General features: G+C 50.3%; 10 protein-coding genes. 4 read left to right on the top strand and 6 right to left on the bottom strand.

What is annotated here, in order from left to right; genetic code table 11:
* Nucleotides 1-1129, top strand: a 1129-nt coding sequence (locus LLG96_07465; GenBank protein MCE5250043.1) for a T9SS type A sorting domain-containing protein, incomplete at its 5' end; no start/stop codon positions are given.
* A gap of 90 nt (nt 1130-1219) precedes the next feature.
* Here the strand turns inward: LLG96_07465 and secA are convergent.
* The 6 genes from secA to ribD all read right to left on the bottom strand — a co-directional run bounded on the left by secA (nt 1220) and on the right by ribD (nt 8477).
* The gene (gene secA / locus LLG96_07460; GenBank protein ID MCE5250042.1) at nt 1220-4183 is read right to left on the bottom strand and encodes a preprotein translocase subunit SecA; all 2964 of its coding nucleotides are present in this window, start codon (nt 4181-4183) and stop codon (nt 1220-1222) included.
* Between the two features lie 192 nt (nt 4184-4375).
* The gene (nusB, locus tag LLG96_07455; GenBank protein ID MCE5250041.1) at nt 4376-4864 is read right to left on the bottom strand and encodes a transcription antitermination factor NusB; all 489 of its coding nucleotides are present in this window, start codon (nt 4862-4864) and stop codon (nt 4376-4378) included.
* A gap of 3 nt (nt 4865-4867) precedes the next feature.
* Nucleotides 4868-5326, bottom strand: coding sequence for a 6,7-dimethyl-8-ribityllumazine synthase (ribE, locus tag LLG96_07450; protein ID MCE5250040.1), 459 nt, complete (start codon nt 5324-5326; stop codon nt 4868-4870).
* Nucleotides 5327-5342: 16 nt separating this feature from the next.
* Nucleotides 5343-6569, bottom strand: coding sequence for a GTP cyclohydrolase II (gene ribA, locus LLG96_07445; GenBank protein ID MCE5250039.1), 1227 nt, complete (start codon nt 6567-6569; stop codon nt 5343-5345).
* An 85-nt stretch (nt 6570-6654) separates the two neighbouring features.
* Nucleotides 6655-7284 carry a riboflavin synthase gene (locus tag LLG96_07440; GenBank protein ID MCE5250038.1) on the bottom strand — a complete coding sequence of 210 codons (630 nt, stop codon included), beginning with the start codon at nt 7282-7284 and terminating at the stop codon, nt 6655-6657.
* 101 nt (nt 7285-7385) lie between these two features.
* Nucleotides 7386-8477, bottom strand: coding sequence for a bifunctional diaminohydroxyphosphoribosylaminopyrimidine deaminase/5-amino-6-(5-phosphoribosylamino)uracil reductase RibD (ribD, locus tag LLG96_07435; GenBank protein MCE5250037.1), 1092 nt, complete (start codon nt 8475-8477; stop codon nt 7386-7388).
* 479 nt (nt 8478-8956) lie between these two features.
* Here ribD and LLG96_07430 point away from each other — a divergent pair, with 479 nt between their 5' ends.
* The 3 genes from LLG96_07430 to LLG96_07420 form a co-directional block, all read left to right on the top strand.
* Nucleotides 8957-9565, top strand: coding sequence for a carbonic anhydrase (locus LLG96_07430; protein ID MCE5250036.1), 609 nt, complete (start codon nt 8957-8959; stop codon nt 9563-9565).
* A complete protein-coding gene (locus tag LLG96_07425; protein ID MCE5250035.1) occupies nt 9556-10119 on the top strand; it encodes a class IV adenylate cyclase in 564 nt (187 codons plus the stop codon). Before LLG96_07430 ends, LLG96_07425 begins: the two co-directional genes overlap by 10 nt.
* Before the next feature lie 331 nt (nt 10120-10450).
* On the top strand, nt 10451-11322 hold an 872-nt coding region (locus LLG96_07420; protein MCE5250034.1), incomplete at its 3' end, for a citrate synthase.

The following is an 11322-nucleotide window of genomic DNA, read 5'->3' as shown; positions in this document are numbered from 1 at the left end:
CGGCAATGTCGGGGCAGGCGGGGCGATAACGCGTGATACGCCGGAAGGCGCACAGTGGTTTGAAAAGATCATTTATCTCTTCCCTTTCAACGCCGTTGATACGTTCTACCTTAGTCTTGCCAAATTCAAAGCCCATGAAATGGGTATGACACTTTCGGCAAAGAATATTCAGGGCTCCTGCAACACCGGATATGTAAATCATTGTAATCCCTGGAATAACACAAGTTCAATGCCGGGGAAAAATACGATGGTCAATGGCGCACGGGAAACGATACATGCCCTGTGGGAGCGTCATGTAAACGAGGGATACTGGGGATGGGATACGCCGCCGTCAGAGAGTAACTACGACGATTATACCGGCCTCGGCATGGAGACCTGGGCGCACCGTAACATAGACAACAACATCACTTCAAAAGTCAATCTCCACATTGTGGAGGGTGTAATCGGGCGCGACGGCAACTTCAATCTAGGCCCCAACCCGGTTCAGTTGAACGGTGACACGCGCTATACGGCAAAGGACTATCTTACCAACATCATCATTTTTGGGAAGACATCATACCATAACGATATTATCGGCACCTGGCTCAGTGGCCATGAGCCCGGGAATTTCGGCCTGTTCCGCATCGCTCTGGAACGCGGCGTGATCAACGACATCAATCCGGCTAACATTCCTCTGTATGAAATGACTGCCGATGGTCAGGTTACAGCCAGAAAACTCACCGATTTTACGCGGCATGAGCTTCGCACGGAGTATCTGAATCCCCTTGGCGAGGGAGCCGATCCGGGCAAGACCGAGTGGAAGCTGATCAACGATCCGTTCGAGTATGAAACGTCCACGGCTGTCGGTAATACCGGAGAAAAACCGCACGCCTTTGTTCTGAGCCAGAATCATCCCAATCCTTTCAATCCATACACCTCGATTGAATATCGTCTTCCCCGGGGATGCCCTGTCCGGCTTGAAATCTATAATCTCAATGGCCAGCTTGTGGATGTATTGGTGGATGGATTCCGTACGCAGGGTTCCCACATGGCAACATGGAATACCGGCAATCATGCATCCGGAACGTATATATACCGTCTCCGCGCCGGCGGATTCACTGAAACACGGAAAATGACACTGCTGAAGTAATGTTTGCCGATTGGATGTGAAATAGGGGCAACCCACGGTGGTTGCCCCTGAGGAATATTCCGGACAGTATAGTAAGTATATCGAAAATAATTATTTTCCGCAGCACTGTTTATATTTTTTCCCCGAACCGCACGGACAGAGTTCGTTTCTTCCCACTTTACGGGCTGTTCGGACAACAGTCTGGGGTTTTTCGGGAGGACGCCCCGGCGATTGTCCCTCAGCCGTCTCCCTGCCATATGCAGAATAATCGGCATGGTTCGTCCGTACATTTGAATAGCTCGGACGTTTGCGTTCAACATGTTCGAACTGGGCCGCGGTCAGTCCGCGTAACAGGGTTTTCAATATGGTTGTGTTGATGGTATTGAGCGTCGAATCGAAAAGCAGATATCCTTCACGTTTATATTCAACAAGCGGGTCCCGCTGGCCATAGCCACGGAGTCCGATACCTTCTTTAAGCTGATCCATCTCATACAGGTGTTCTTTCCAGAGATTATCGATGGTAGTGAGCAGGATAATCCGCTCATTCCATGCGAGGCTTTCGGGTTCTATGATCGATGCCTTGTGCAGATATGAATTTTTCGCGGTCGTTACAAGATAATCGCGGAGCGCTTCCTGGGCAAATGTCAGCTCCTGCTCCTCTGTGAGCGTGAACGTTGCGAAAAAGATTGTGGCGAATTTTGCCTTCAGCCCTTCCATATCCCAGTCTGCCGGTGTGCCCCGCTGTTCGGTGAATTCTTCGATAAGATCATCGATGACAGACTCCATCATCTCGAACAGGCGCTCACGGACATTTTCACTCCTGAGCGCGGCGTTGCGGAGCTCATAGATAATCTCGCGCTGGGCATTCATGACATTGTCGTATTCGAGCAGATGTTTACGGATGGAAAAGTTCTGAGCCTCGACACGTTTCTGGGCACGGTCGATGGCTTTCGTTATCATGGAGTGGGTGATAACTTCGCCCTCCTCGACTCCAAGACGTTCCATGATTCCGGACATCCGCTCGGAACCGAAAAGCCGCATGAGATCATCTTCGAGCGACAGGTAGAACATCGATGATCCGGGGTCGCCCTGACGGCCGGACCGTCCCCGGAGCTGACGGTCGATACGGCGTGCTTCGTGACGTTCGGTGCCGATGATCTGGAGCCCGCCGGGAGCATCGCCTTCTTCGTCTCCCATTTCCCTGACCTCGGGATCGAGCTTGATATCTGTACCGCGGCCCGCCATGTTCGTCGCTATGGTAACTGTGCCCACATGCCCTGCGTTGGCGACAATTTCCGCCTCACGGGCATGGTATTTGGCGTTGAGCACGTTATGACGGACGCCGGTTCTGGTCAGCATACGCGACAGTGTCTCGGATACCTCGACGGATACGGTGCCGACGAGGACGGGGCGTCCCAGTTTATGGAGGTGCTCGATACGTGAGATAATTGCATTGAATTTTTCACGGCGCGTGCGGTATATCCTGTCTTCGTAATCGGTGCGGACCACGGGGACATTGGTAGGGATGACCACGACATCGAGTTTGTAGATTTCCCAGAATTCCGCCGCCTCGGTTTCGGCGGTGCCGGTCATTCCCGACAGCTTGTCGTACATACGGAAATAATTCTGGAGCGTAATCGTGGCGAGAGTCTGTGTCTCCTGCTCGATGCTGACATTTTCCTTGGCTTCGAGAGCCTGATGAAGACCGTCGGAATACCGCCGTCCCGCCATGAGGCGGCCTGTGAACTCGTCCACAATGAGAACCTTGCCGTCCTGGACGACATACTGCTGGTCTTTTTCAAACAGGGTATACGCCCTGAGAAGCTGATTGGAGTTGTGAATTTTTTCGCTTTTCAGAGCGAATTCACGGGTTACCTCCTCCTGTTTGAGAATTTTCTCATCCGGAGTGAGCGACTTATCATGCTCGATTTCACTGAGTGATTCGTTGAGGTCCGGTAAAATAAAAATCTCGCGTTCTTCCGGACGCATACTGTTGAGAGCCTTATCGGTAAATGAAATGGTATGGTTGCGCTCATCGACTACAAACAGGAGCCCTTCGTCGATCTCCGGCATACGGTGGTCGCGGTTAAAATCGTTCTCGACAGTGGTCATGAGTTTTTTCAGCTCGGGGCGGGCTGAAAGGAGTTTCATGAGACGCTTGTGCTTCGGAATTCCGCGGCTTGCCCGTAAGAGGAGTATGCCGGCTTCGTATCCGTCGTCGGATTCAAGCGCCTGTTCCGCTTCAGAGATTATGCCGTTGACAAGGTGACTCTGCTGACGGACGAAATTCTGGACAAGCGGTTTCATCTCATCGTACTTGTGGGTCGATTCTCCGACAGGACCGCTGATGATTAGAGGAGTCCGAGCTTCATCGATGAGCACCGAGTCAACCTCGTCCACGAGCGCATAATGGAAGCCGCGCTGCACGAGGTCTTCCTGCCTGATTGCCATGTTGTCACGCAGATAATCGAATCCGAACTCATTATTGGTGCCGTATGTTATGTCGCTGGCATACGATGCCTTGCGTTCTTCGGTGGGGGATGAGTTAAGAATGTACCCGACACTTACTCCGAGGAACTCGTAAATTTTACCGTACCATTCCACATCGCGCTGAACGAGATAATCGTTGACTGTAACGAAATGCGTCCCCTTGCCGCTCAGCGAATTGAGATAGAGGGGCATGGTGGCGACGAGGCTCTTGCCTTCGCCTGTGGCCATTTCGGCGATTTTACCCTGGTGGAGCACAATAGCTCCGACAAGCTGGCAGTCAAACGGAACCATGTTCCATGTGGTCTCATGACCCATCACGAGCCACTTTTTCCCGAGAAGACGGCGGCAGGTTTCCTTTACGACAGCGTACACCTCGGTCAGAATATCATCGGGAGTTTCACCCTCGATCAGACGTTTTTTGAATTCTTCGGTTTTAGCGCTGAGCTGTTCATCGGAAAGCGATGACAATCCGGCGAAAATCTCGTTGATTTCTTCGACGAGCGGCATGAGCTCTTTGATATCACGTGAGTGTTTCGAGCCAAAAATTTTAGTCAGTGAACGATTCAGAAGACCACCAATATCCATTCTCTACCTCATGTATCTCTAAAAAACAGATTATTCACACGATTCAGTACCGCTGATTTACAACACCCGCAATGATTTGTATTGTTCAAATCGCATTGATAATTTAATCAACAAATAATATCTGACAACACTATAAATAATTATGATATAAATTTCAACCGTTTAGTCCCTCTGTTCCTTTGCCCCTTTTCTTCACTCTTTCGATCCCGGTTTCAGGATACCCGCATTACGGGCCGCGGAATCGAGAATACCGTTAATGAAGGACGGGCTCTTTTCGGAGCTGTATTTTCTCGCAAGCTCTATCGCCTCATTGATTGATACGGTAAGAGGGATGTCAGGCATATATGTCATTTCTGCGAGCGCAATCCACAGAATAATCCTGTCGATCCGTGAAATCCTTGAGAAATCCCAGTTTATCAGGACCGGTTTAATCAGGTCATTAAGGTGATCCTGTGAATCGACGATACGGTGTGCAAGTAAAAGTGCAAATTCTTTCTGCCGTTCGTCGAGACCGAGAGAAAACGGCTTCAATTCCTGGGATTCCTTGTCATCGGCTAGTGTTTCAATATCGATATCGATTTCGGTCATCTCGTGAAATGCGGCATCGATACTGATACCCCGGCTTTCGCTCATGTAGAGCGCCCTGAGAATCGCTTCACGTGCTTTACGGCGTGAGGCCAACGGTTATGCTCCGATCTTCCCCATGAGGTTTGCCATTTCGATAGCGGCGAGCGCGGCATCGAAACCGCGGTTGCCGACTGTGGTTCCCGCTCTCTGGATTGCCTGTTCGACAGTATCGGTCGTAACGACGCCGAAGATGACGGGAACACCTGTTTCCATGCCTGCAAGCGCGATACCCTTTGCCACTTCTGATGCCACGAAGTCGAAATGCGGCGTTGCACCGCGGATCACTGCTCCGAGGCATACGATAGCATCATAGTTTCCGCTCGCAGCGACTTTTTTAGCAACCAGGGGAATTTCAAAAGCGCCGGGAACCCAGATGATATCCACAGCGTTTTTATCGGCCTCATGACGAGTCAGACAGTCGACAGCCCCGTCCAGAAGCTTACGGCCGATGAGTTCGTTATACCGTGAAACGATAAGCGCAAAACGCTTGTTCTTGGCCGAAAGATCGCCTTCGATTGTTTTTCCCACTTCCTTACTCCTTTGTTTTCAGAAAATTATCCTGTGTGAGCAGATGTCCCATCTTGTCTTTTTTAGTCTGCATGTAAAAAGCGTTTTCACACCGTACCGGAAGCTCTATCGGGACACGTTCCACAATCTCGAGTCCGTATCCCTCGAGCCCGACGATTTTTTTCGGATTGTTGGTCATCAGCCTGATTTTTCTGATGCCGAGATCGGACAGTATCTGCGCCCCGATGCCGTAATCGCGGAGGTCGGGAGGGAAACCGAGCTTTATGTTCGCCTCGACTGTGTCCATGCCCTCGTCCTGGAGCTTGTACGCTTTGATTTTGTTGGCAAGCCCGATGCCGCGGCCTTCCTGACGCATGTAGAGGAGCGTTCCGCGACCTTCTTCCTCGATTTTTCTGAGCGCAAAGGCAAGCTGATCGCCGCAGTCGCACCGGAGCGAACCGAGCACGTCGCCGGTCAGGCATTCCGAATGCACCCTGACAAGCACAGGCTCCCCGGTGTCAACTTCCCCTTTGACAATGGCAAGGTGATGATGATCGTCTATTTCGCTTTCGTAGAGTTTGAGAGTAAAGGAGCCATACCGGGTGGGGAAGTGCACCGACGAAACGCACTCCACCATTTTTTCACGGGTACTCCTGTAAGCGATAAGATCGCGGATCGATACTATCCTCAGCCCGTGTTTTTCGGAAAATTCCCTGATATGGGAAAGCTTGGCAACATTGCCGTCCGGGGCCATGATGAGGCAGATTGCACCGGCGGGTTTCAGCCCGGCCAGACGTACGAGGTCAACCGCAGCTTCCGTATGCCCGGCCCGTGACAGAACGCCGCCGTCGAGCGCCTTGAGCGTCATGACATGTCCGGGTTTGGCAAAATCCTCCGCATGGGCATCCGGATTGGCAAACAGGCGTATGGTTGTCGCAATATCCGTTGTCGAAGCGCCGGATGTCGTTCCTTTGAGCGCATCGATGGTAACGCCGAACGAGGTGTTGCGCAAGGCGGTTATTTTGAGCCCTACCATCTCGAGGTCGAGTTCCTCGATTCGTTTCGATGTTCCGGCAACCGCAAACAATCCCGCCGCTTCACGGACAAAGAAATTTATATCGCGGGAGGATATGAGCTCTGCGGCTTTCGTTAGATTGCCCTCGGTGTCTTCGGACATGTCATCGACGACAACAACCATTTTCCCGTTTTTAATGTCCGCGAGCGCCTCGTTTATCGAACTGAAATCAGGCATGCATGCTCCCTCTATATGCTGTAAAAATTTTCGGATGAGTATATTCTCTGCAAACGATGTGTTATCATACTTTATTCTGCATCCATCAGAATCCGAGCTTTTCAAGTTTTTCAATCGTTAAAACGTCTTTACCGTGAATAAGTTTCTCGACATATTTGGCAAGTATATCCGTTTCAAGGTTTACCATTGATCCGACACGTGCTCTGCAGAGAGTGGTTTCCGCGAGAGTGTGGGGGATGACGGATACACCGAACTCACCGTTTCTTACGAAAGTCACGGTCAAACTGATCCCGTCCACGGTTATCGAGCCTTTTTCGACGATATACCGTTCAATGTCAGGCCCGGCAGCAAATGCCAGATTCATATTGTCTCCGGTCCTGCTGACCGCGGTAATTCTGCCTGTACCGTCCACATGCCCCTGAACAAGGTGGCCGCCAAGTCTGTCGCCGAGACGCAGAGCGCGTTCGAGGTTTACCGGGGCGCCTCGTGAAAGCCCTCCTATGGTGGTTCTCCTCAACGTTTCCTCGACCGCCTGTGCGGTGAAAGAGCCGTCCCCCACGGTGGTTACCGTCAGGCATGCTCCGCTCACCGAGATGCTGTCGCCGATGGATATATCATCGAGAACAGTATGTGCTTCGATGGTGATATCGGCACCGTTTCCACGGCGGGTTGTCGAAACGACATGGCCGACTTCTTCTATAAGACCGGTAAACATGGTTGTATAATAATCACTCACTCAGCATAAGGTTTAACATAGAGCATCATAAGTTGATATATATGTTTCTTTGTCCCTTTGTCCCTTTGTCTCTCTGTCCCTTAGTCCCTGCTTTTCGGATATCCGGTAATGATCATATCCTGTTCGATCCGCTCTATTTCAATGTCAGCGAGCTCGATCGCCTGCCCGATACTCTGTATGGCTATGTCGCCGACGGCTTCTTTTCCGCTGCCGAGAATCCTGGGCGCGATGGTGAAAATTACCTTGTCGGCGAGCCGTTCTCTCAGGAGCGTTGCCGCTATCGTCGAACCGCCCTCGCAGAGAAGAGACATTATCGGGCGCTCACCGAGTTTTTTCATAAGTAAGCCGAATGAAACCCGCCCGTCGGAGCTGTCGATGATTAAAACCTCGATGCCTTTATCCCTGAATTTACCGACACGTGTTTTATTTGCCCGTTCGGTTGTGGCGATAAGAACATTGCTGTCTGCAAGAACGTTCGCAGATTCAGGCGTTCGCAGGGTCGAGTCGACGACAACACGGAGGGGATCGGCACCCTTCACATGACGGACATTCAGGCGCGGATTATCGGCAAGAACCGTCCCGATTCCCACCATCACGGCATCCGACCAGGATCGCCAGAGATGAACACGGCTTCGTGTTTCAGGCCCGGTTATCCATGCGCTTTTACCCTGTATATCGGCAATTTTACCGTCGAGCGTTGTCGCCAGTTTCACCGTGACGAACGGCAGCCGGGTGCGGATGAATTTCAGATACGCCTCGTTGAGTTTCCGCGCCTGTTTTTCAAGCAGACCGACATCGAATTTGATTCCGGCCTGGGACAGGCTGAGCAAGCCTCTCCCGCATACGATGGGATTGTCGTCGGTCATGGCTGCAACAACCCTCCGTACCCCGCTTTTAATGATCGTTTCGGTGCATGGCGGTGTCTTGCCGTGATGACAGCATGGCTCCATGGTCACATACAGTACGGCACCGCGAGCATCATGCCCGGCTTCTCTCAGGGCAATGATCTCTGCGTGGTCTGATCCCGCCTTAATATGATATCCTCTGCCTATGACAGACCGGTTTTTAACGACAACGGCTCCCACCATCGGATTGAGACTTGTTGTCCCGCGGCCTTTTTCAGCCAGTTCGAGCGCCATCGACATGAAATATGTATCGACTTTATTTGTCATACTGTTTCCCGGCGACATGCAGCCCTATTAAAAATACTAATATACGTAAAATTGAATGAATGAACAAGCTTTTCTGTTTCCCGGCTATCTTCACTGTTCGGACTCATTTCATTACATTTCTGCAATTCCGCCTGACTCGCAGAAATCCGTGGTCTATTGAACATTGTGAAAATTTCGGGCTAAAAAGCTATCTGTTTACATTTCTGAGTTGCGTTTTCAATTTTTTTTTTATTAATTCCTCAACCATTATTGTGACGAATTATTTATAAGAATAGTTCACCACAAAAACATAAATAGACATAATAGATTATTAATCATATCGTTAGTAATTGTTAATCGTTCACTTTTGAAAAAGATATATAAAAATTAAATCTGTGAAAATCCATCCGGTCCGCGAAAATTCACGTTTCAATAATTTTTCGTGAACAGGAGGGATTATGTGTGGTTACAGAAAAACAATCAGTATAAGGAGAAATAGTGTGAGTCCCAAAACATCTGTAAGGCCGGAAGATGTCTTTGAACTCCTGAAAGCCGGGAACAGACGTTTTATGCAGGGTGCTTCGGTTCATCCGAACATCGATTCACAGCGCCGAGTGGAGCTGTCTCAGGGACAATCGCCTTTTGCAGTCATCCTGGGCTGTTCCGACTCCCGGATTCCTCCGGAAATTATCTTTGACAGGGGTTTAGGCGATCTTTTTGTGATCCGTGTGGCCGGTAATATTGTTGATCAGGCTGTCATGGGGAGCGTCGTTTATGGTGTATGTCACCTGGGATGCCCGCTTGTTGTCGTTCTGGGTCATGAATCCTGCGGAGCAGTCACCGCAGCGTATAATTTCGAGGCTGATCCGGAAAGCGAATCCCCCTCTCTGCTGAAAATCATTGAGAAGATCAGGGAAAATACACCCGGAGCTCTCTCTCAGCATGAGCACAACGGCAGTGACATTACCGCGGCGATACAGGAAAACGTACGAACCGTTGTAAAACAGCTGGAAACCGAGCAGGTTTTAGCCGCATTCATCGCCGAGAAAAAAGCCCGCATCGTCGGGGCATATTATAATCTCAGGTCAGGGAATGTAACATGGCGGTAGGCAGCGATGATCGGGCATCGCGGCTCAATGTCGAGATCAAGGCCCGTACCGGAGACCACGACCGGATAAGGAAGTTTCTCCGCGATCGCGGTGCCGATTACCGGGGAATCGATCACCAGCGCGATACCTATCTCCGTGTGCCGGACGGCCGTCTGAAAATACGTGAGGGGACGATCGAAAACTGTATCGTGTTCTATCACCGCGACGATATTCCCGGACCGAAGAACTGTCATTACCACATCGAGCAGTTTACACCGGATGATCCCGTGCTGGCACGGATGAGGGAGTTGTTGTCGAAAGCCCTCGGAGTTCTCTGTGTTGTCGACAAAAGAAGAGAAATTTATTATATCGGCAATGTGAAGTTTCATCTCGATACCGTCGAAAACCTCGGAGCTTTTTTCGAAATCGAAGCGATCGATACCGGTGGAAAAGACGAAAAGACTCTGCGAAAACAGTGCGGTGATTACCTGGATGAGCTGGAAATACCTGAAGACCGCCTCATCGATGTCTCATACAGCGACCTCCTTCTCGGCTGCGCCGGTGATTCCCGCTGAAAGCGGCGGGACATCGCTGATCGTTTATCATCCCCACTCTCTGCATATTCCCCGCAAATATAGTCGAAACGGCGCCCTTATTAATGGTGACTCTCCCGAGGTTATAACCTGAACGTTCTTCGTCTACGTAACGGGTGTCTTTTCCTTATGGTTGCTTTTTTTGCTGCGTTGTAACGCATCGCACGGTTGTGCAAAAGAAAGTATAATCTCAAGAGGTAATTGATAATAAATGCATACAGTACACGGGCAACAATATCACTTGTGTATCAATAGTAAAAACTTTATATTTCATAATAACTAACTTTATGTGGAAAAGAGGATTATAGCGGGTATGAGCGGAGAAAAAGGAACTGAAAAAGATCAGTCGGTTATCAGGGGTCTCGATGGTGTCGTCGCGGCTGAAACCGATATCTCGTATGTGGATGGTGTAAACGGCGATCTCTATTACAAAGGTTATAATATTCACGACATTGCGGATAATACAACTTCATATATTGAAGTTGTCTATCTGCTTCTTCACGGGGATTTTCCGAATGCCCGTCAGCTTGCTGAATTCAGACGTATTGTAATTTCGGAAATGAGAATACCGGCTCAGGTGGTTTCGATGATAGAGATCATGCCGCCTTCGAGCCATCCCATGGATGTTTTGAGAACGGCGATTTCGGCGCTCGCGTTTTTTGACCCGGAAACCGGTGATAACTCCTATGAGGCGAATTACCGTAAAGGTATCCGGCTCATTGCCCAGATGCCGGCGCTCGTTGCGATGATGTACCGTTTGCGCAGGCACAAAAGCATACTGTCGCCCGACCCGAATGTTAACACTGCCGCCAATATGCTTTATATGTTCCACGGTAAGCTGCCGACCGATCTGCAGGCTCGCGCGATGGACCTGATACTGCTGCTCCATGTCGATCACGGGTTGAATGCGTCGACCTTTGCTGCTCGTGTAACGGCATCTACCCATGCCGATATGCATTCGGCGGTTACTACCGCTCTCGGGACGCTGAAAGGTCCCCTCCACGGGGGCGCGAATGAGCGTGTCATGAAAATGCTCAAGGAAATCACCGATGTTCAGGAAGTAGAGGAATATATCGATACCATGCTCGCGCAGGGACAACGTGTCATGGGATTCGGGCATAGAATTTATAAAAAGGAGGACCCGCGCACACGACACCTCAGAAGCATGTCCGAAGAACTGTGTTC

This window comes from bacterium (genome assembly GCA_021372535.1).
Lineage (GTDB): Bacteria > Latescibacterota > Latescibacteria > Latescibacterales > Latescibacteraceae > JAFGMP01.
Note: the sequence above shows the minus strand (reverse complement) of the source record. Positions and strands in the feature narration are given on the sequence as shown.

Bases quoted from the DNA above. Each gene is read 5' to 3' on its own strand.
- LLG96_07425 (MCE5250035.1), top strand. From the start codon at position 9,556: ATGGCGGTAGGCAGCGATGATCGGGCATCGCGGCTCAATGTCGAGATC.
- ribD (MCE5250037.1), bottom strand. From the start codon at position 8,477: ATGACAAATAAAGTCGATACATATTTCATGTCGATGGCGCTCGAACTG.
- LLG96_07440 (MCE5250038.1), bottom strand. From the start codon at position 7,284: ATGTTTACCGGTCTTATAGAAGAAGTCGGCCATGTCGTTTCGACAACC.
- secA (MCE5250042.1), bottom strand. From the start codon at position 4,183: ATGGATATTGGTGGTCTTCTGAATCGTTCACTGACTAAAATTTTTGGC.
- ribA (MCE5250039.1), bottom strand. From the start codon at position 6,569: ATGCCTGATTTCAGTTCGATAAACGAGGCGCTCGCGGACATTAAAAAC.